This is a genomic window from Kineococcus esterisolvens (genome assembly GCF_050871405.1).
GTDB lineage: Bacteria > Actinomycetota > Actinomycetes > Actinomycetales > Kineococcaceae > Kineococcus.
Window position 1 is genome coordinate 1 of sequence record NZ_JBJLRI010000075.1, and the last position, 20,057, is coordinate 20,057.

Genomic DNA, 20,057 nt, shown 5'->3' on the forward strand with positions numbered 1-20,057 from the left:
CCAACCCCGATCAAGCTTGCCGCACCACCCACCCGCAGCAGACCCCCGCGACCTCCCGGCCCCGGCGGCCGCCCCGTCCGGGCGACGAGAAGAACAGTACGCCGCCCCAGCCCCAACCACCAAATCCTGCGCGCCCCGGGCGCAGAACCGTTGCGCCGCAAGGGGAAGGCCTCAGTGATCCGCTCACGCGGCACGCCGGGGCTCCAGTTGGCAGGATGGAGCGGTGGACCAGCCTGCCCAGACCCCTCCCCCGCAGGGGCACCCGAGCGCCGAGCACGCCCGGATGGCCGAGTCCCCCGGGCCCGACGGGCCCTGGCGCCTGTGGGGGCCGTACGTCTCCGGACGGCAGTGGGGCACCGTGCGCGAGGACTACTCCGAGTCGGGCGACGCCTGGTCCTCGTTCCCCTTCGACCAGGCGCGAGCACGGGCCTACCGCTGGGGCGAGGACGGGCTCGGCGCCGTCTGCGACCGCTTCGGCTTCCTCAACCTCGGCGTCGCCCTGTGGAACAGGAAGGACCCGATCCTCAAGGAGCGGCTCTTCGGGCTCACGAACGGCGAGGGCAACCACGGCGAGGACGCCAAGGAGTACTGGTGGGCCGTCGACGGCACCCCCTCGCACAGCTGGATGACGTGGCTGTACCGCTACCCGCAGGCGGAGTTCCCCTACGCCCGGCTGCGCGAGGAGAACGCCCGTCGCAGCCGTGAGGAGCGCGAGTACGAGCTCGGCGACACCGGGGTCCTCGACGAGAACCGCTTCTTCGACGTCACCGTGACCTACGCCAAGGCCTCCCCCGACGACGTCTGCGCCGTGATCAGCGCCACCAACCACGGCCCCGACCCCGCGCCGCTGGACCTCGTCCCGCAGATCTGGTTCCGCAACACGTGGGCCTGGGGCTGGGACAAGCGGCGCGGCACCATGGAGCAGGTCCTGCCGCCCACGCTGACCGTCGGCGGGCTGGAGTCCGTCGAGTGCCAGCACGGGCACCTCGGGCGCTACTTCGTCTCCGCCGAGGGCTCCCCCGAGGTGCTCTTCTGCGAGAACGAGACGAACGCCGTCGAGCTGTTCGGCGCCGAGCGCAACACCGCGGCGTACACGAAGGACGGCATCGACCGGCGCATCGTGCGCGGCGACCTCTCCGCGGTCAACCCCGCCCTGCAGGGGACGAAGGCGGCCTTCTGGTACCGCTTCGACGAGGTGCTGCCCGGCCAGACCGTGCAGGTGCGGCTGCGCCTGTCCCCCCGCACCCCCGGCGCCGACACCTTCGGGGCCGGCTTCGACGCGGTGCTGCGCGACCGCGCCGACGAGGCCGACGCCTACTACGACCAGGTGCTGCCCGCGGAGCTGTCCGCCTCCGACCGGCACATCGCCCGGCGCGCCTACGCCGGCCTGCTGTGGACCAAGCAGCTGTACCGCTACGACGTGCGGCAGTGGCTCGACGGCGACCCCTGGACCGACCCCGCGCCCGAGTCGCGGCGCGCCCGGGGCGGTCGCAACACCGGCTGGCGCCACCTCGCGCTCGCCGACGTGATCTCCATGCCGGACGAGTGGGAGTACCCCTGGTTCGCCGCCTGGGACCTGGCGTTCCACTGCATACCGCTCGCGCACGTAGACCCCGAGTTCGCCAAGGAGCAGCTCGTCCTCATGCTCCGCGAGTGGTCCATGCACCCCAACGGGCAGCTGCCCGCCTACGAGTGGGCCTTCGGCGACGTCAACCCGCCCGTGCACGCCTGGGCCGCCTGGCACGTCTACCGGCTCGACGGCTACCGCGACCAGGGCTTCCTCGTGCGGGTGTTCACCAAGCTGCTGCTGAACTTCTCCTGGTGGGTCAACCGCAAGGACGCCGACGGCTCCCACCTCTTCGAGGGCGGCTTCCTCGGGATGGACAACATCGGGCTGTTCGACCGGTCCGCGCAGCTGCCGCCCGGCTACCGGCTGGAGCAGTCCGACGCGACCAGCTGGATGGCGTTCTACTGCCAGCAGATGTTCAAGATCGCGCTGGAGCTGTCGCGGCACGACCCGGCGTGGGAGGACGCCGCGACGAAGTTCCTCGAGCACTTCCTGTCGATCGCCCAGGCGATGATGTCCTTCGGGTCCCAGGAGGTGACGCTCTGGGACGAGTCCGACGGCTTCTTCTACGACGTCCTGCTGCACCCCGACGGGACCGCCGAGCCGATGCGGGTGCCCTCCATGGTGGGGCTGCTGCCCATCCTCGGGGCCACCGAGGTGCCCTCGTGGATCTCCGAGGAGTGCCCCGACCTCACCGCACGGCTGCGCTGGCTGCAGCGGCGCCGGCCCGAGCTCACCCTGCCGCTGCTGACGCGCTCCGGCCCCGACGGCCGGCAGATGCTGCTCTCGCTGCTCGACAAGCCCCGCCTGACGCGCATCCTCGACCGGATGTTCGACCCCGAGCAGTTCCTGTCCGACTACGGCATCCGCTCGCTGTCCGCCGCCGTCAAGGAGCACATCACCACCGAGGTCAGCGGGAAGCACTCCTCGATCGTGTACGAGCCCGGGGAGTCGCGCACCGGGCTGTTCGGCGGCAACTCCAACTGGCGCGGACCGGTCTGGTTCCCCGTCAACGTGCTGCTCGCCGACAAGCTGCGCACCTACGGGCGCTTCTTCGGCGACGAGGTGACCGTCGAGCACCCCCGCGGCTCCGGGCGGCGCATCACCCTCGTCCAGGCCGCCGACCTCGTCGACGACAGCCTCGTGTCGCTGTTCCGGCCCGTGGACGGACGGCGCCCCGCCGACGGGCAGCGCATCGAGGCCAGCGACGACCCGCTGTGGCAGGAGCACCCCACGTTCAACGAGTACTTCGACGGGGACACCGGCGAAGGGCTCGGCGCCACCCACCAGACCGGGTGGACCGCGCTGGTCGCCCACCTGCTGCACCCCCGCCTGCCCCCGGGACCACCGCAGCGCTGACCGGCGCGACCGGACGACCACCACCCGTCCGGGTGGTCCACCCGGGCGTGCCGGGCGCCGATGAGAAGCTCGAAGCGCGCTGGAGCAGACCGGCGCGCGCAGCGGGAGGAGCGGACGGGACGGTGGGAGCGCTCACGCTCGTCGTCGCGCTGGCCTCCGTGGTCACCGCCGTGACCGCGGCGCTGACCTGGCAGCGGCGGGCGCGGACGAGCGCCGCCGTGCCGCTGACCGCGTCGCTGGTGTCGGTGAGCGTGTGGTCCACGGCCGTGGTGATGCTCAACACCGGCCAGCGGCCGGCCGTCCTCGACGCCCTCGTGCACGTGCAGTACCTCGGGATCACCGGCGCCGTCGCCGCCAACCGGCTGTTCGCCCACAGCGTCACCGGTGGGCGCCTCACCGCCCGCAGGGTGCTGCTGCTGTGCGTCGAGCCGCTGCTCGTGCAGCTGGCGCTGCTGGCCGACCCGGCGACGCGGCTGTTCTACGCCAGCGTCGAGCACGTCGGCGACCCGCCCGTCCGGCAGACCACCCTCGGCCCGCTGTTCTGGGCGCACGCCCTCTACAGCTACGCGGTGGTCGCCACCGGCGTGGCGGTGCTCGCGCGCCGGCGCCGGTACGCCACCGGGCTGCTGCGGCGCCAGCTCGGCACCGTCCTGCTGGCCATGGCCCTGCCGGCCTCCGTCAACGTGGTCACCATCACGCTGCCGGCCGAGGTGGTGAGCGTCGACACCACCCCCGCCGTGTTCGCCGTCACCGGTCTCCTCTTCGCGTTCTCGGTGCTGCGCCAGGACCTGCTGCACCTGCTGCCCGTGGCGCGCGGCCTCGTCGTCGACACGCTCGGCGACGCCGTCCTCGTCGTCGACGGGCAGGGGCGCGTCGTCGACCTCAACCCCGCGGCCGCCGCGCTCCTGCAGCACCTCGGGCAGCCGCCCGCCGCCGTCGGGCAGGCGCTGGACGCCGTCGCGGGCCCCGCCCTCACCGCCGCCGTGGGCGCCGGGGAGGTCCAGGACGTGGTCCAGCTCGGCGCGGTGAGCCTGGACGTGCGCGTACGGCGCATCCAGGACGCGCGCGGGCACGTCCTGGGTCGCGTCGCCGTCCTGCGCGACGTCACCGCCCAGCACGAGCAGCAGCGGGAGCTGGAGGAGGCCAACGCGCAGCTGCACCGGCACGTGGAGACCATCGAGCGCCTGCGCGCCGACCTCGCAGAGGAAGCCGCCCGCGACCCCCTCACCGGGCTGCGCAACCGCCGCCGCTTCGTCGACGACCTCACCGAGCGGCTGCGCGCCGCAGCCGGCGGCGGGCACCCGGTCGCCCTCGTGCTGCTGGACGTGGACCACTTCAAGGCCGTCAACGACACCCACGGGCACGCCGTCGGCGACGCGGTGCTCGTGGCCGTCGCCGGGCTCCTGCGCGAGCACGCCCGTGCCGAGGACGTCGTGCGCTACGGCGGCGAGGAGTTCGTCGTGGTGCTGCCCGGCCTCGACACCGCCGACGCGGCCGAGCGGGCCGAGCAGCTGCGGACGGCCTGCGCCCTGCTGCGCGTGGACGGCGAAGCCGTGCGCGTCACCATCAGCGCCGGCGTCGCCGCCTGCCCCGAGCACGGCACCACGCCCGACGACCTCCTGCTCGCCGCCGACCGCGCGCTGTACGCGGCCAAGACCGGCGGGCGCGACCGGGTGGCGCTGGCCACCTGAGCGCCCGCCGCCCTCAGCCCCCGGTCACCAGATGCGGACGCGCTCGGCCGGGTCCATCCACAGCCCGTCGCCCGGCTGCACGCCGAACGCCTCGTGGAACTCGACCAGGTTCCGGACCACCGCGTTGCAGCGGAACTCCGGGGGCGAGTGCGGGTCCACCGCCAGGCGGCGCTCCACCTCGGCGGGGCGCACCTTGCCGCACCACACGCGCGCCCAGCCGAAGAACAGGCGCTGGCTGCCGGTCAGGCCGTCCACCACCGGCGCCTCGCGGCCGGCGAGGGAGATCTCGTACGCCTTGTGCGCGATGGTCAGCCCACCCAGGTCGCCGATGTTCTCGCCCACGGTCAGGGCGCCGTTGACGTGCTTGCCGGGCGTCTCCGGCGGCTCCAGCGCGTCGTACTGGGCGATGAGGGCGTCGGTCCGCTTCGCGAACTCCGCGCGGTCGGCGTCGGTCCACCAGTCGCGCAGGTTGCCGTCGCCGTCGTACTTCGAGCCCTGGTCGTCGAAGCCGTGGCCGATCTCGTGGCCGATGACCGCGCCGATGCCGCCGTAGTTCTCAGCGTCGTCGGCGTCCAGGGAGAAGAACGGCGGGCGCAGGATCGCCGCGGGGAAGACGATCTCGTTCATCCCCGGGTTGTAGTAGGCGTTGACCGTCTGCGGGGTCATGAACCACTCCGAGCGGTCCACCGGGCCGCCCAGCTTCGCCAGCTCGCGGTCCACCTCGAAGGCGAAGGCGCGGCGGACGTTGCCCAGCAGGTCGTCGCGCTCGATCGTCAGGGACGAGTAGTCGCGCCACTCGTCGGGGTGGCCGATCTTGGGGGTGAACTTCCCGAGCTTGTCCAGCGCGCGGTCCTTCGTCTCGCGCGTCATCCAGTCCAGGGCCTCGATGTCCTGGCGGTAGGCCTCGACGAGGTTGGCGACGAGCTCCTCCATGCGGGCCTTCGCCTCCGGCGGGAAGTGCTCGGCGACGTACAGCTCGCCCAGCGCCTCGCCCAGGGCGCCCTCCACCAGGCCCACGCCGCGCTTCCAGCGCTCGCGCAGCTGCGGTGCGCCGGTCAGCGTCGTGCCGTAGAAGGCGAAGTTCTCCGCCACCAGCTCCTGGTGGAGGTACGGCGCGGCCTGGTGCAGGACCCGCCAGCCCAGCCACTCGCGCCACGTGGAGACCGGCGTGCCCGTGAGCACCCCGGTCATGCCCTCCAGGTAGCTGGGCTGGCGCACGACGACCTGCTCGAAGGCGGAGTCGGGCAGGCCGGCCGCGGCCGTCCAGGCGCCCAGGTCCACGCCCGGCAGCAGCGCCGCCAGACCGGCGCGGTCCAGCTTGTTGTAGGTGGCGTTCGCGTCGCGGTTGCGCACCCGGTCCCAGTGGTGGGCCGCGAGCGCCGTCTCCAGCTCCAGGACGCGCTGCGCGCTGCCGGCGGGGTCGGGGCGGCCGCCGATGGTCAGGACCCGCTCCACGTGCGCGACGTACGCCTCGCGCAGGTCGGCGTACTGGTCCTCGCGGTAGTACGACTCGTCGGGCAGGCCCAGGCCGGACTGGGTGACGTAGACGACGTACTCGTCGGACTTCGCGTTGTCGGTGTCCACCCAGTACGCGAAGGGGCCGCCGACGCCGAGGCGCTCGAAGCGGCCCAGCAGCCGCACGAGGCCGTCGACGTCGGTCACGGCGTCGACCTGCTCCAGCTCACCGGCGACCGGGCTCACGCCGAGGGCCTCGACGCGGTCGGTGTCCATGAAGGAGGCGAACAGGTCGCCGATCTTCTGCCGCACGCTGCCCGGCTCGGCGGAGCCGTCCGCGGCGGCGGCCTCCACGATGGCCCGGCACTCCGCCTCGGACTGGTCGCGCAGGCGCACGAACGCGCCGTCCACGGCCCGGTCGTCGGGGATCTGGGCGGTGGCCAGCCAGCGGCCGTTGACGTGGCGGAAGAGGTCGTCCTGCGGGCGCACCGAGGGGTCGACGTCCTCGGCCGCCGGGCGCTGGTCGGTGATCGAGCTCATGACCGGAGCCTAGGCCCGGGCCGCGGCGGTGCGGCGGTCCACCGCGGCGACCGCGGTGACCAGCACCAGGGCCAGGGCCGTGGCAACCGCGATCACCGAGGCCATGGCGCGCGCGTCACCGCCCAGCACGCCGGTGACGACGCCGACCAGGCCGCCGACGCCGGACTGCAGGGCCGTCACCAGCGCCGCGGCGGAACCGGCGCTGGCGCCGTACGGCTCCAGGGCCATCGTCACCGCGTTCGGCATGATCAGGCCCAGGGTCAGCAGCAGCAGCCACAGCGGGACCGCGAAGGCCAGCAGCTCGTCCACGCCGGCCAGGACGACCCCACCCAGCACCAGCGACAGCGACAGCGCCGCGGTGACGCCCACGCGCAGCAGGGCCGGGGAGCCGAAGCGCTGCACCAGCGCGGCGTTGACCTGGCTGCCGCCGACGAGCGCGGTGCCCATGACGGCGAACAGCAGCGCGAACTGCGTGGTGCTCAGCCCGAAGCCCTCCTGGAAGACGAACGGGGAGGTCGCCACGTAGCTCATGACCACCGACATCGCCAGGCCCGGCACGACGGCCAGGGCCATGAAGCGGCGGTCGCGCACCAGGACGCCGTACCCGGCGAAGCTGCGCAGCACCCGGCCCCGACGACGGCGGGACACCGGCACGGCGGCCGCGCCCCGCGGGAGCTGCTCCGGGACCCGCGCCGACAGCTCCGGACGGGTCTCCGGCAGCCGGAGCCACACCGCCAGCAGCACCAGCACGCCCACGCCCGCCAGGATCGCCAGCACCGGCCGCCAACCGGTGTGCTCGGCGATCGCGCCGCCGATCGTGGGCGCGAACAGGGGCGCCACGCCGATGACGAGGATCAGCCGGGACATCAGCCGGGCGGCGGCCGGCCCGGTGAACAGGTCGCGGATGATCGCCATGCCGACGACCGACCCGGCGGCCGCGCCCATCCCGGACAGGAAGCGGGCGGCGACCAGGGACGGCAGGTCCGGGGCGACCGCGCACAGCAGGGCCGCCACGACGTAGACGCCGAAGCCCGCGACCGCGGGGCGGCGGCGGCCGTACGCGTCGCTGAGGGGGCCGCTGATGAGCTGCCCGAGGGCGGAGCCGACGAGCACGCCGGTGATGGTGAGCTGCGCGTTCGCGGCGGTGGTGCCGAGGTCGTCGGCGACCTGCGGCAGCGACGGCAGGTAGAGGTCGATGGTGACCGCGCCGAGGGCGGCCATGGTGCCGAGCAGCAGCACGAGCCCGAACGTGGAGGTGCTGCGGGAGGGGGCGGTCTTGGCGGGGGAGGTGGGCAGCGCGGTCATCGCGGGGAGGGGTCCTCGAGGGCCTGGTGAGGTGGTGCACCGCGCGCCGTCGGGCGGAGCAGGACGGGGCGGGGCGCCGGCCGTCCCCTCCACAGTAGGGCGGGCGCGGCCACGCGTCTCCCCCGTTCCGCGTCGCCGCTGAACCGGATCAGCCGCTCAGGCGGGGACGTGGGCCGGGGCCGGCGGGCCGGCGGCCAGCAGGTCGGTGAACGAGTACTCGTCCAGCAGCGGGACGCCGCGGGCGACGGCCACCCGCACGGCCGCGGCGCCCGAGCCGGCGTCGTTGGCGACCAGCAGGCCGGTGGCGTCGGTGACGGTCCCCTCGACCACGAGGCCGGCGCGGCGCGCCCGGCGGGCGAGCTCGGCGCGAGGCTCGAGGAAGGAGCCGCTGAAGGCGACGCGCAGGCCGGGCCGGAGGGTCCTCACCCCCCGGTGATCGGCTCGCGGCCCGCCGTGGTTGAGCTCCGTGCACCGGCCGCCTCGCGGGGCGACGGGACGGTGAGCGCCCGGGCGCGCCGGGAGGCGCGGGCCGCCAGCGCGAGGGACGCCGCGCCCAGCAGGACGACGAGCACCGCGTAGCCCTCGGCGACGGCGCGCAGGCCCACGTGCGGGGTGAGCAGGCCGCCCACGACCGACGGCACGCCGAACGCGAGGTAGCACATGACGTAGACGGCGGCCAGGACGCCGGCGCGCTCGGCCGCCGGGGCGGTGGCGACGACGGCGCGCAGACCGCCCTGGAAGGCGGCGCCGAAGCCGACGCCGGAGACCACCGAGGCGGTGAAGAACAGCGGGGTGGAGGCCTGCTGCAGCGCCGCGACCAGCAGGGCGGGGCCGACGAGGAACGCGGCCGAGCCGGCGACGGCGACCCGGCGCGGCGGCAGGTGGCGGGTGAGGACGCCGACGAGGGCGCCGGTGCCGGTGAGGCTGGCGACGACGAGGCCGCCGACGAGGTGGTCGGTGCGGCCGAGCACGCCGGCGGCGACGGAGGGGCCCAGGCCGAGGAACAGCCCGCCGAGGGCCCAGCTGCCGGTGAGGGCGGGGGCCAGGGCCACCAGCGTCGGGCGGGTGCCGGCGGGGACCCGCACGGACGGCGCCAGGGAGGCGCGGGCGCCCGGCGTGCGCGGGGAGGTCTCCGGGGCGCGGAGCAGGAGCACGGCGCAGGTCGCCAGCGCGACGGCGAGGACGGCGTAGACGAGGCGGGCCGGGGCGGGCGCGTACTGCACGAGCAGCCCGGCGCCGAGGCCGCCGACCATGAGACCGACCGGCGGGGCGGCGCCGTTGAGGGTCTGCGCGAGCCCGGCGCGGGAGCCGCCGAGGTCGAGCAGCCACGCGCCGAGGGCGCCGATGGCGGCTCCGGTGCCCAGGCCCTGCAGGGCGCGGGCGGCGATCAGCCAGCCGGCCGAGCCGGCGAGCAGGAAACCGCCGAGCGCGACGAGCACGCCGGCGAGCCCGGCCAGCACGACGGTGCGCCGGCCGAGGTGGTCCGAGAGGGAGCCGACGGTGAGCAGCGCCAGCAGCAGGGTTCCGGCGTAGACGGCGAAGACGACCGTGACGGTCGTGGCGCTCAGGCCCCACTCCTGCTGGTAGACGGGGAAGACGGGCGAGGGCGCGGAGGACGCGGACACGAGCAGGGCCAGGGTGACGGCGACCAGCCAGAAGGCGGTGCGCTCGGGCGGCCGGCGGCTGCGGGGGCTGGGGGGCACGGGTCTCCTCGGCGGGGGTGCGGGCGGGGGTCACCGGGGACCGTCCGCCGGCGTCCACGTCAAGCCCGTTGCCCGGGGACCTTGTTCCCGGGTGCCCGCCGGGTGCGGCCCGGCACCGCCCGGTAGCGTCGCGCCCGGACGCACGCAGACCCCGGCAGCAGGAGGACCGCGATGGGCGTGACGCTCGCCAAGGGCGGCAACGTGTCGCTGACGAAGGTGGCACCGGACCTCACCGAGGCCGCCGTGGGCCTCGGCTGGGACGTGCGCACCACCACCGGGGTCGACTTCGACCTCGACGCCAGCGCGCTGCTGCTCGGCGCCGGCGGCAAGGTGCTCTCCGACGCCCACTTCGTCTTCTACAACCAGCTCTCCAGCCCCGACGGCGCCGTGCGGCACACCGGCGACAACCGCACCGGCGAGGGCGAGGGCGACGACGAGGTCGTCGAGGTCGACCTCCTCGCGGTGCCCCCGCAGTGCCAGCGGATCGTCTTCGCCGTGTCCATCCACGACGCAGAGAGCCGCCGGCAGAGCTTCGGCCAGGTCCACGGCGCGTTCATCCGCCTCGTCGACCGGGCGACCGGCGAGGAGGTCGTGCGCTTCGACCTGTCCGAGGACGCCTCCACCGAGACCGCCATGGTGTTCGGCGAGGTGTACCGGCGCGGGAGCGAGTGGAAGTTCCGCGCCGTCGGGCAGGGGTACGCCACCGGTCTGCGCGGCATCGCGCAGGACTTCGGCGTCGACGTGGACTGAAGGGCCCCGGGTCAGCGCCGGCGCGCGGGACGCTCACCCAGCACGTCCGGCAGCTCGATGCCCAGGCCCGCGCGGGGCTCCGGCCCACCCGGGCGCGCACCCGGCCGCGAGCGCGCCACGGTCCGGCCCACCAGGGCCGCGACCAGCAGGATGACGACGAGCGACACCACCAGGGTCATCGCGGACCTCCTCGCACGGGGCCCCGAGCCGCCGGGGCCGAACACCCACGGTCGCACGCGCGGGCACGGTGCGCGAGGGGTCCGCGGGTGCCTCAGCCCCGCGCGCGCTCCAGGGTGCGGACCCGGAAGCGCGGGCCCGCCGCGGAGGTCGCCCACCCGTGCGCCGGGTCCTGCGAGACGAGCACCCAGCCGTCGCCGACCTCGGGGGCCGTGGTGTCCCCGGCCACCCGCACGTCGACGTCGGTGACGACGAGGCGGTCGGCGCGCGCCAGCGCCGCGCGGTACACCTGGCCACCCCCGGCGACCCACGCGTCGCCCGCGGCGAGCGCGTCGTCGAGGGCTGCGTCCAGGTCGTGCGCGACCTCGGCGCCCTCGGCGGTCCAGGAGCGGTCGCGGGTGAGGACCACGTTGCGCCGCTCCGGCAGCGGGCGCAAGCGCGGGGGCAGGGACTCCCACGTCGCGCGGCCCATCAGGACCGTGGTGCCCGTGGTGAGCCGCTTGAAGTGCGCCAAGTCCTCCGGGACCCGCCACGGCAGGCGCCCGCCGTCGCCGATGACGCCGTCCGGCGACTGCGCCCACACCAGGCCGATCACGCGCGCTCCCCCGTCGTGCGCACCGCTCAGACCGCGACCGGTGCCTTGATGGCGGGGTGGTGCACGTAGTCCACGAGCTCGAAGTCCGTCCACTCGTGCGCGAACAGCGGCTTCGGTGCCACCCGCAGGGCCGGGAACGGGTGCGGCTCGCGGGACAGCTGCTCGGCGACCTGCTCGACGTGGTTGTCGTAGACGTGGACGTCACCGCCGGTCCACACGAAGTCGCCGACCTCCAGGCCGACCTCGGCGGCGACCAGGTGCGTCAACAGCGCGTAGGAGGCGATGTTGAACGGCACGCCGAGGAAGAGGTCGGCGCTGCGCTGGTACAGCTGGCACGACAGCCTCCCGTCGGCCACGTGGAACTGGAACAGCGCGTGGCACGGCGCCAGCGCCATGGCGTCCAGCTCGGCGACGTTCCACGCCGAGACCACCATGCGGCGCGAGTCCGGGTCGGTGCGCAGGGTCTGCAGCACCTGGGCGATCTGGTCGACGTGCCGGCCGTCGGGGGTGGGCCAGGAGCGCCACTGCACGCCGTACACGGGGCCGAGGTCGCCGTCCGCGTCGGCCCACTCGTCCCAGATGGTGACGCCGCGCTCCTGCAGCCAGCGCACGTTGCCGTCGCCGCGCAGGAACCACAGCAGCTCCAGCGCCACCGACTTGAAGTGCACCCGCTTGGTGGTGATCAGCGGGAAGCCGGCCGAGAGGTCGTAGCGCAGCTGCGCGCCGAACCACGAGCGGGTGCCGGTGCCGGTGCGGTCGGCCTTGGGGGTGCCGTTCGCCGCGACGTGGCGCAGCAGGTCCTCGTACTGGGTGTCGACGCGAGCCACGGGGGAACTCTAAGCGCGCCCGGGCGCCGCGGGGCTCCGCCCGTGCCGGACGCCCGCGCGCTCAGCCGGGGACCCGTCGGCCGAAGTGGTGCCGCGCAGCGCGAGGGCCTGCTCGAAGAACTCCGGAGGAGCCGGCCGCCCGAACAGGTAGCCCTGCGCCAGGTCGCAGTCCAGGGACTCCAGCACGTCGCGCTGGTGCTCGTGCTCGACGCCCTCGGCGACGACGGACAGGCCCAGCGCGTGCCCCACCGCCACGATCGCGTCGACGATGCGCACGTCGCCGGGCCCGTCCCCGAGGCGGCTGGTGAACGAGCGGTCGACCTTGAGGACGTCGACCGGCAGGGTCCGCAACGTCGACAGGCTGGAGTAGCCGGTGCCGAAGTCGTCCACGGCGACGCGCACGCCGAGGGGGCGCAGCCGGCCGAGGATCGAGCGGGCCGCCGCCTCGTCCACCATGAGGGCGGACTCGGTGATCTCCAGACCCAGGGCGGTGCCGGGCACACCCGCTCCCTCCAGGGCGGCGACGACCTCGTCGGCGAAGCCCTCGTCGCCGAGCTGGTGCGGGGAGACGTTCACCCAGACCGTCAGGTCGCGCGCCGAGGGGTGCTCGGCGCGCCACCGGGCCACCTGGTGGCAGGCGGAGGTGAGGACCCACCGGCCCAGCTCGGCGATGAGCCCGTTGCCCTCGGCGACGGGGATGAACTCCGACGGCGGCACCGGCCCCACCCCGGGCCGCGTCCAGCGCAGCAGCGCCTCGAACCCGACCAGGCGCCCGGTGAGGGTCTCGACCTCCGGCTGGTAGTGCAGGGAGAACTGGTCGGTGCCCACGGCGTCGCGCAGGGCCAGCGCCGTCCCCAGCCGGGCCGCGGCGCACCGCTGGATCTCCGCGTCGTACACCCGCACCCGGGAGCGGCCCGAGCGCTTGGCGACGTGCATGGCCTCGTCGGCGTCCCGCAGCAGGACGTCCGGGTCGGCCGTGCCGCTGAGCGCCGTGGTGGTCAGGCCGGTGCTGGCCGTCAGGTGCAGCACGTGGCCGGGCACGCGCACCGGCAGGGTGAAGCACGCCCCCACCCGCTCCGCCACCTCCAGGGCGGCGCCCGGGTCGACGTGCGGCAGGACGGCGGTGAACGCGTCGCCGGCGAAGCGGCACACGACGTCGTGCGGGCTCAGCGCCGAGCGCAGCGCGTCGGCCGCCGTGCGCAGGTAGGCGTCGCCGGCCGCGTGCCCCAGGGAGTCGTTGACGATCTTGAAGTGGTCCACGTCGGCGAACAGGACCGCGTGGACCGCGCCGGGCGCGGGCGCGACGGCCAGGGTGCGCCGGGCGGCGTCGAGGAACGCGGTGCGGTTCAGCAGGTCCGTCACCGTGTCGCGGGTGGCCAGCCGGGTCAGCTCCCGCGCCGAGCGGTCGCGCTCGATCGCCACCCGGGTCAGGTCCCGCAGGGCGGGGACCACGCCGTCCAGCGGCACCGCGCCGGGGCGGCGGCGGTACAGCGCGAACGTGCCCAGCGGGGTGCCGTCCTCGGCCAGCACCGGCAGGGAGGTGCACGACGCCAGGCCGTGCTCGGCCGCCAGCGCGCGGTGGGCGCTCCACTCCGGGGCGGTGGCGATGTCGTCGGTGACGACCGGTGCGCGCCGGTGCAGCGCGGTGCCGCAGGAGCCGACGCCCTCGCCGACGGGCAGGCCGTCCACGGCCGCCCGGTAGGCGGCAGGCAGGCTCGGCCCGGCGCCGTCGCGCATCGTGGTGCCGTCCTCGCCGGCCAGCAGCACCGAGCACAGGACGTCAGGCCCCAGCAGCGCCTCGACGTGCCGGGCCAGCCGCTCCAGCACCGCCGGCAACCGCTGCCCGGCGGCCACCGCCTCCAGCACGTCGCGCTGGGCCTCCAGCAGGCGGGCGTCGCGCTCGTGGGCGGCCACCCGGCGGCGCAGGGCGAGCAGCGTTCGCACCAGGTGCGCCTGGCTGCGCAGGACCTCGCGGTCCGCGGCGCTGAACCGGCGCGGGTGCCGGTCGGCCACCGACAGCGCGCCCAGGACGAAGCCGTCCTCGTCGACGAGGGGCACGCCCAGGTACGCGCGCACCAGGCCGCGCGCCACGAGGGGGTGGTGCCGGAAGACGGGGTGGCCGCGGGCGTCGGCCACGTTCAGAGCGGTGCCCGTGGCGACCACGTGAGCGCCCGGGGAGAGCTCGTCGGGCACCTCGGCGCTCGTCCAGCGCAGGCCCCGCTCGGCGGGGAACCACTGCCGGCCGGGGCGGACGATCTCCAGCGCCGCCACCGGTGCGCGCAGCACGCCGGCGACGTGCGCGATCATGCCCTCCAGGTCGGGGTCGGCGTCGCGCCCGTCCAGCCCGCACGCCTCGACGGCGGCCAGGCGGGCGGGATCGGCGACCGCCGCGCGCAGGGCGGAGGGGTCCCTCACGCTCGCCGCACCGCGCTCGAGCTCGGGGCCCGGTGGAGCGCACGCACCGGCAGCCCGCCGCGTCGTCCACTCAGCGCAGCCAGCTTCACACTCCCAGTATGCGCACCGAGGCTCAGGGCACGAGGTGCTCGTCGAAGCCCGCGTCGTCGGCGGCCTCGCCGCGCACCACCGCCACCAGCCGCGCCAGCCACGCCGCGCCCGCCTCGTCGTGGACGCTGTGCCGGGACGCGAGCACCGGGTAGGGCTTGTCCGGCACGCCGTCGGCGGGGCGCACGTCCACGTGGGCGACGGAGTGCCCCCGGGCGTGCAGCCAGTCGGCCATCGCGTAGTCGGTGCGCGAGTCGCCCGCGGTGCGCCAGGCGGCCGGCAGCGGGCCGTCGGCGGCCAGCAGCCGCAGCGCCGTCTCGGCGCCGCGGTCCTTGCCCAGCAGCACCGACTCCACGTCGGTGGAGATGATCGTGGGGTCCACGCGCCAGCCCACCCGGCCGGCCGCGTCGGGCCAGCGCTCAGCGCGGCGCTCCACGCCCATCCCGAGACCCGCCAGGACCTCGACCGCGGCGGCGTCGAAGCGCTCCTGGGCGGCGAGGTAGACGGCGCTGGGGACCTCCACGCGCTGCTCGACCGAGACCATCGCGTGCTTGCCGGGGTCGACGAACATCGTGTCGGCGAAGTCGCGGCGGGCCATCGACTCCAGCGCCTCCACCGCCGCGGGCGGCACCGCGAGGTCGGCGTCCACGTGCAGCGGGCCGGCGCCGTCGGCGGTGATCGAGAAGTGCACCGCTCCCTTCTCGCACACCGCGTGCAGCCGCGCCCGCTCCGGCAGCCCCGCGGCCAGCAGCGGCGCGACGACGTTCTCGCGCAGGAAGTGGTCGGAGCGGCCCGTGTTGAACACCACCGGCACGCCCGTCGCCAGCAGCTCCACCAGGCTGTCCAGCAGGCCGGGCGCGCTGACGGTGCGGGTGACGGGGCTGGCGATCGGGCCGTCGACGTCCAGGAGCAGGCCGAACGGGGGAGCGCCGTGGGTGGGGGTCACGCCCGCATCCTCGCGCACGCGCGGCGGGGGGCCGATCACCCCCGGCACGGTCACCCGGCGGCACGGTCACCCGGCGGCACGGTCACCCGGCGGCACGGTCACCCGGCGGCGGGCGCCCCCGCCGGCACCCGGCCGGCGCGGGCGCGCTTGGAGCGGTACATCGCCTCGTCCGCGGCGCGCAGCACCCCGGGCACCGCCGCCGCCCCCGCCCCGCCCGGCAGCGGGGCCACGCCGATGCTGGCGCCGACGCGCGCCTCGGCGCCCTCGACCCGCACCGGCTCGGCCACGACCCGCTCCAGCCGGCGGGCGACGGCCCGCGCGGCCCCGGCGTCCAGCGCCCGGCCTGGCCCACCGCGCAGCAGGACGGCGAACTCGTCGCCTCCCAGGCGGGCGACCAGTCCCGGCGCCGGCACCACGGCCCGCAGGCGGGAGGCGACCTGCTGCAGCAGCACGTCCCCCGCCTGGTGGCCGAGGGTGTCGTTGACGTGCTTGAAGCCGTCGAGGTCCACCAGCAGCAGCGCCGCCGGGTCGTCGCCCCCGCACGCACCCGCCAGGGCATCCAGCAGGACGCGGCGGTTCGCCAGACCGGTCAGGGCGTCCGTGTGCGCGAGCGCCGTGACCTCGTCCAGGTGGGCGCGCTCGACCTGGCGCATCCGGGCGCTGTCGACGACGAGCGCCCCCTGAAGCGCCAGCCGGCGCGCCACCTCGCGCTCCCGCGCCGTCCACGCACGCGTGCGGCTGACGTCCCCGCACACGGCCATCCCCACCGGCCCGGTCACCGACAGCAGCGGCATCGCGGCGTACGAGCGCAGGCCCATGACCTGCGCGAACCCGCCGGTGCGGCGGGGGTCGCGGGAAGCGTCGCCGGACAGCACGGGGCCGAGCTCGTGCTCGGCGCGCCGCCACACCGGCGAGGCGTCGGCGCGGCGGCCCACCAGGGACCGCTCCAGCTCGGCGGCCACCGCGTCCGGGACGCCCACGCCGTAGACGGTGCGGATGACGCCGTCGGCGTCGGTGACGTGCACCGCCGCGCGCTCCGTGCCGAACACGTCGGCGGTCACCCGCGCCAGGAGCCGGGCCGCCTGGCCGACGCTCGTGGCCCGCACGCCCTCCTCGAACAGCCGGCGGACCGCGTCCGCGGCGGTCGCGTCGAACGCGCGCTCGCGCTGCAGGGCCCGGGTGCCGGCGACCACGGCGACGTGGTGCGCGAGCACCGCCACGACGTGCGGGGGCGGCGCCGGACCGTCACCGGTCACGAGGGTGAGCTCGCCCAGCACCTCCCCGCCCAGGCGCAGCGGGGCGAGCAGCTCCCCGGTGCCGGTGGCCGCACCGGCGCGCACCTCGTCGGTGCCGCTCTCCCCCGACGCCCGCACCGAGGCCCCCACCACGGCGCCGCACGGGCCCAGGTGCGCGAGGGCGAGCGCCAGCACGTCGGCGGGCGTGGCGGGGCGCGCGGTCAGTTCGAGCAGTACGGCGAGCAGCGCGTCGTGCTCGCGGGCGGGGTCCACCCCTGCACCCTCGGCACGGGGGCGGACCGGCTCAACGGTCCGTCCGGGTGCTGCGCGCCCCGCGGGCGCGCTCACGTCCAGTACAGGTACCGGGCCGCGGGCAGCTCGCGGGCCAGCGCCTGCTCGAACCACGTGCGCAGCTCACGCATCGTGTCCTTGTCGTACACGTGCTTCACCGCGCCGAACCTGCCGTGCTTGCGCGTGCGGGTGGACTCGTCGAGGTCCAGCTTCGTGCGCGGGTACCAGCCGAGCTGCACCTCCTTGCTCTTCGGGGTGAACCGGTGGGTGATGCACTCCACCGTCAGGTCCAGACCGGGCACGTCGGCCAGTTCCGCCGCCGCGGCGGCCAGCAGGTCCCCGTACGCGGAGCGCCAGTCCTCCACCGGCATGATCGGTGCGATCGTCAGGCCCACGGGGTAGCCGTCGCGGGCCAGGCGCGCCAGCGCGCGCAGCCGGGCGGCCACGCGGGCGGTGCCGCCCTCGAACCGCTCCACGGCGGGCACGTTGACGGAGGCGCGCACGCGGGTGTGCCCGCCGTGCGGCAGGCCGAGCAGGCCGTCGACGTCGTCGTACTTCGTCGTCAGGCGCAGCTGGACGGGACCGGGCCAGTCGTGCGTGCCGAAGTGCGCGACCGTGGCGGCGAGGGAGCCGGTGACGTGCTCGACGGCGAGGGGGTCGGTGTAGCAGGACGCCTCGAAGGTGGTGCCCTCGTGGCCGCGCTCGGCGGTGCCGGAGGTGACCGCGCCGGTGCCGACGACGTCGTCCAGGCCGGCGAGGATCCGCGGCAGGTCCGCGTACGCGCGGGTGATCGGCGGGCCGGTCAGGGAACCGGCGAGGTAGCAGTACTGGCAGTGCCCCGGGCAGCCCTCGGCGATCGGGAAGGCGAAGTCCGCGCTCGGCGGGATGGGGGTGGGCCGGCGCTTGGAGGCGGCGCTCGTGACGACGGCGAGGGTGCGCTTGGCGGCGGCGTAGGTGGCGCGCTCGTCGGCGCCGCGCAGGCCGGGCAGGCGGTCGCCGCTCAGCAGGTGGACGTCCTGCACGCCGGCGGCGGCGAGGCGGTCCAGGATCGCGCGGCCGTGCGGCTCGGCCTGCGCGGACGCGGTGGCGTAGACGGTGGTGGGGATCCAGGGACGGGGGCGGTCGAGCTGCGTGCCGGGCACGTCGTGTTCAACACCGGTGACCCTGCGGCTCGTCCACCGCACGGGGTGTCCCGCACCACAGCACCCCTCTCCGCCGGTGGTGGAGGTGCGGGAGGGGGGTGGGGCGCCGAGGATGGCGGCGTGGGGGTCAGCCGGGTGGTGGAGGACGTGCTGCGCCGGGTGAGCCCGGCCCCGGACGCGGAACCCGCCCGCCCGCCCGCGGGAACCCCCGGGCCGGACGCCGGGGACCTGGTGCCGCAGGCCGGCACGACGGTGCCGGACCGTCCCGGCGCCGTGCCCGACGCCCCCGCCCTGCGCGCCGCCTTCCGGGCCGCGGCCGCGCTGCGCCGCGGCAAGGCCGTGCACACCCGCGGGGCCGTCGTCACCGGTGAGGTGGTCCGGCACGGGCTCGCCGACCCCGTCGGGGCGCCGTGGGTGGACGAGCCCGGCGAGGACCGGGCCCTGGTGCGCTTCTCGCGCGCCGCCGGGCTGCCCCGGCCGCTGCCCGACGTGCTGGGTCTGGCGGTGCGCGTCAGCGGGCCCGGCGGCGAGCCGCACGACCTGCTGATGTCCACCACGTTCGACGCCGGGGCGGGCCGCCGCGTGCTGCGCCCGGCGCTGGACTGGCGCTCCGGCACCTACTCCACGGTCGCGGCGTTCCGCACCGCCGCCGGGCCGCTGCTGGCCGGGGCGCGCTGGCGCGGGGAGCGGTTCGTCCTGGCGGTGGCCGCGCCGCGCGGGCCGTGGCGGCCGTTCGCCGAGCTGCACCTGCACGAGGACCCCGCCACAGCGCCCGACCGCGTCCTCACGTTCGACCCCGGCCGACACCCCGTCCCCGGGCTGGCGATGCCCCCGGGGTGGGCGCGGCTGCGCGAGCCCGCCTACGCCGGCTCGCGCGCCGGGCGCAGCCGGCACGACCGCTGACGGCGCGGGGAGCGGGCCGCGGCCCTAGGCCGGCCCGCCCGCGCCGGGGAACCAGTGCTCCTCCGGCGCCGCCGCCCCGAAGAACCAGCCCTGCGCGGACTCCCAGCCCTGCGCGCGCAGGTGCGCGGCCTGGGCGGCGTCCTCCACCCCCTCCGCCACCGTCGCCAGCCCGAACCCGCGGGCCAGGCCCACCACCGCCGCCGCGATGCGGTCCGCGTCCGCGTCGCCAGGCAGCCCCGTGACGAACGAGCGGTCCAGCTTCAGCGACGTGACCGGCAGGCGGTGCAGGTACGACAGCGCCGAGTACCCCGTGCCGAAGTCGTCGATGGCGACCCGCACGCCCGCCGCCGCCAGCTGCGCCAGCTCCCGGGTGGTCGTGGTGTCCCCCGCCAGCAGCGAGTGCTCCAGCAGCTCCACGACGAGGCGACCCGGGTCCACGCCGCGGCGGCGCAGACCGTCGACGACCTCGCGGGCGAACGTGCCGTCGAAGCGGCGCGCGCACGTGTTCACCGCGACCCGGGCCGCCGGCCGGCGCTGCAGCAGGTCCAGCACCACCTCGAGCACGAAGGCGTCGACGGTCACGTCGAGCCCGCACTCGCCGGCGACGGGCAGGAACTCCTCCGGCAGCAGCAGGCCGCGCCGCGGGTGCCGCCAGCGCACCAGCGCCTCGAACGCCACCCGCTCGCCGTCGGCCAGCCGCACCACCGGCTGGTAGTGCACCTCCAGCTCCCCGCGCTCCAGCGCCCGGCGCAGGTCGTTCTCCGCCCGCAGCCGGCCCAGGGCCTGCTCGCGCATCCCGGGGCGGAACAGCCGCACCGCTCCCGGCCCGCTCGCCTTCGCCGCCGCCAGGGCCGTGCCGGCCTCCTGCAGCACGGTCAGCGCGTCCGGGGCCCGGCCCCCGCCGCGCCCGGCCACCGCGACGCCCACGCCGGCCCCGCAGCGCACCTCCTGACCGCCCGCGCGGCCCGGGGGGCGGCCCCCCCCCCCCCCCCCCCCGGCCCGCGCCCCCCCCCCCCCCCCCCCCCCCCCCCGCCCCCCCCCCCCCCCCCCCCCCCCCACCCCCCCCCCC

16 protein-coding genes are annotated in these 20,057 nt (G+C 76.2%); 4 read left to right on the plus strand and 12 right to left on the minus strand.

The window, feature by feature from the left end:
* The first annotated feature begins 283 nt into the window (after positions 1 to 283).
* Both ACRYR8_RS17955 and ACRYR8_RS17960 read left to right on the plus strand, forming a co-directional pair.
* A complete protein-coding gene (locus ACRYR8_RS17955) occupies positions 284 to 2,926 on the plus strand; it encodes an MGH1-like glycoside hydrolase domain-containing protein (RefSeq protein ID WP_432485771.1) in 2,643 nt (880 codons plus the stop codon).
* A 122-nt stretch (positions 2,927 to 3,048) separates the two neighbouring features.
* Positions 3,049 to 4,617 carry a GGDEF domain-containing protein gene (locus ACRYR8_RS17960; RefSeq protein ID WP_432485770.1) on the plus strand — a complete coding sequence of 523 codons (1,569 nt, stop codon included), beginning with the start codon at positions 3,049 to 3,051 and terminating at the stop codon, positions 4,615 to 4,617.
* A 24-nt stretch (positions 4,618 to 4,641) separates the two neighbouring features.
* Here the strand turns inward: ACRYR8_RS17960 and ACRYR8_RS17965 are convergent, their stop codons facing one another.
* The 4 genes from ACRYR8_RS17965 to ACRYR8_RS17980 form a co-directional block, all read right to left on the minus strand.
* Entirely contained in the window at positions 4,642 to 6,612 is a 1,971-nt protein-coding gene (locus ACRYR8_RS17965; protein WP_432485769.1) for a M13 family metallopeptidase, read from the minus strand.
* Between the two features lie 9 nt (positions 6,613 to 6,621).
* Positions 6,622 to 7,917: a multidrug effflux MFS transporter gene (locus ACRYR8_RS17970; RefSeq protein ID WP_432485768.1), complete on the minus strand. Its 1,296-nt coding sequence runs from the start codon at positions 7,915 to 7,917 to the stop codon at positions 6,622 to 6,624.
* Between the two features lie 156 nt (positions 7,918 to 8,073).
* Positions 8,074 to 8,343, minus strand: a complete 270-nt coding sequence (locus tag ACRYR8_RS17975; protein ID WP_432485767.1) for a hypothetical protein — start codon at positions 8,341 to 8,343, stop codon at positions 8,074 to 8,076.
* Positions 8,340 to 9,620 (minus strand): MFS transporter, encoded by a 1,281-nt coding sequence (locus ACRYR8_RS17980; RefSeq protein ID WP_432485766.1) that lies wholly within the window; start codon positions 9,618 to 9,620, stop codon positions 8,340 to 8,342. Before ACRYR8_RS17980 ends, ACRYR8_RS17975 begins: the two co-directional genes overlap by 4 nt.
* A gap of 171 nt (positions 9,621 to 9,791) precedes the next feature.
* Between ACRYR8_RS17980 and ACRYR8_RS17985 the strand changes: the two genes are divergently transcribed.
* Positions 9,792 to 10,370 (plus strand): TerD family protein, encoded by a 579-nt coding sequence (locus ACRYR8_RS17985; protein ID WP_432485765.1) that lies wholly within the window; start codon positions 9,792 to 9,794, stop codon positions 10,368 to 10,370.
* A gap of 11 nt (positions 10,371 to 10,381) precedes the next feature.
* Here ACRYR8_RS17985 and ACRYR8_RS17990 read toward each other — a convergent pair whose 3' ends face one another.
* The 7 genes from ACRYR8_RS17990 to ACRYR8_RS18020 form a co-directional block, all read right to left on the minus strand.
* The gene (locus tag ACRYR8_RS17990; protein WP_432485764.1) at positions 10,382 to 10,549 is read right to left on the minus strand and encodes a hypothetical protein; all 168 of its coding nucleotides are present in this window, start codon (positions 10,547 to 10,549) and stop codon (positions 10,382 to 10,384) included.
* Positions 10,550 to 10,641: 92 nt separating this feature from the next.
* The gene (locus ACRYR8_RS17995; protein ID WP_432485763.1) at positions 10,642 to 11,142 is read right to left on the minus strand and encodes a dihydrofolate reductase; all 501 of its coding nucleotides are present in this window, start codon (positions 11,140 to 11,142) and stop codon (positions 10,642 to 10,644) included.
* 26 nt (positions 11,143 to 11,168) lie between these two features.
* A complete protein-coding gene (locus tag ACRYR8_RS18000; RefSeq protein ID WP_432485761.1) occupies positions 11,169 to 11,969 on the minus strand; it encodes a thymidylate synthase in 801 nt (266 codons plus the stop codon).
* 9 nt (positions 11,970 to 11,978) lie between these two features.
* Positions 11,979 to 14,384: a bifunctional diguanylate cyclase/phosphodiesterase gene (locus ACRYR8_RS18005; RefSeq protein ID WP_432485759.1), complete on the minus strand. Its 2,406-nt coding sequence runs from the start codon at positions 14,382 to 14,384 to the stop codon at positions 11,979 to 11,981.
* 112 nt (positions 14,385 to 14,496) lie between these two features.
* A complete protein-coding gene (locus ACRYR8_RS18010; protein ID WP_432485757.1) occupies positions 14,497 to 15,417 on the minus strand; it encodes a hypothetical protein in 921 nt (306 codons plus the stop codon).
* A gap of 98 nt (positions 15,418 to 15,515) precedes the next feature.
* Positions 15,516 to 16,925: a diguanylate cyclase domain-containing protein gene (locus tag ACRYR8_RS18015; protein WP_432485755.1), complete on the minus strand. Its 1,410-nt coding sequence runs from the start codon at positions 16,923 to 16,925 to the stop codon at positions 15,516 to 15,518.
* A 71-nt stretch (positions 16,926 to 16,996) separates the two neighbouring features.
* Positions 16,997 to 18,085 carry a spore photoproduct lyase family protein gene (locus ACRYR8_RS18020; RefSeq protein ID WP_432485753.1) on the minus strand — a complete coding sequence of 363 codons (1,089 nt, stop codon included), beginning with the start codon at positions 18,083 to 18,085 and terminating at the stop codon, positions 16,997 to 16,999.
* Between the two features lie 120 nt (positions 18,086 to 18,205).
* On the opposite strand from ACRYR8_RS18020, the gene ACRYR8_RS18025 reads away from it, so the two are divergent.
* Positions 18,206 to 18,988, plus strand: a complete 783-nt coding sequence (locus ACRYR8_RS18025; RefSeq protein ID WP_432485751.1) for a catalase family protein — start codon at positions 18,206 to 18,208, stop codon at positions 18,986 to 18,988.
* 24 nt (positions 18,989 to 19,012) lie between these two features.
* On the opposite strand, the gene ACRYR8_RS18030 is transcribed toward ACRYR8_RS18025, so the two are convergent.
* Positions 19,013 to 19,915: an EAL domain-containing protein gene (locus ACRYR8_RS18030; RefSeq protein WP_432485901.1), complete on the minus strand. Its 903-nt coding sequence runs from the start codon at positions 19,913 to 19,915 to the stop codon at positions 19,013 to 19,015.
* Positions 19,916 to 20,057 lie beyond the last annotated feature (142 nt).

Coding starts and splice junctions, on each gene's coding strand:
- ACRYR8_RS17970 (WP_432485768.1), bottom strand. CDS start 7,917: ATGACCGCGCTGCCCACCTCCCCCGCCAAGACCGCCCCCTCCCGCAGC.
- ACRYR8_RS17965 (WP_432485769.1), bottom strand. CDS start 6,612: ATGAGCTCGATCACCGACCAGCGCCCGGCGGCCGAGGACGTCGACCCC.
- ACRYR8_RS17985 (WP_432485765.1), top strand. CDS start 9,792: ATGGGCGTGACGCTCGCCAAGGGCGGCAACGTGTCGCTGACGAAGGTG.
- ACRYR8_RS17990 (WP_432485764.1), bottom strand. CDS start 10,549: ATGACCCTGGTGGTGTCGCTCGTCGTCATCCTGCTGGTCGCGGCCCTG.
- ACRYR8_RS17955 (WP_432485771.1), top strand. CDS start 284: ATGGCCGAGTCCCCCGGGCCCGACGGGCCCTGGCGCCTGTGGGGGCCG.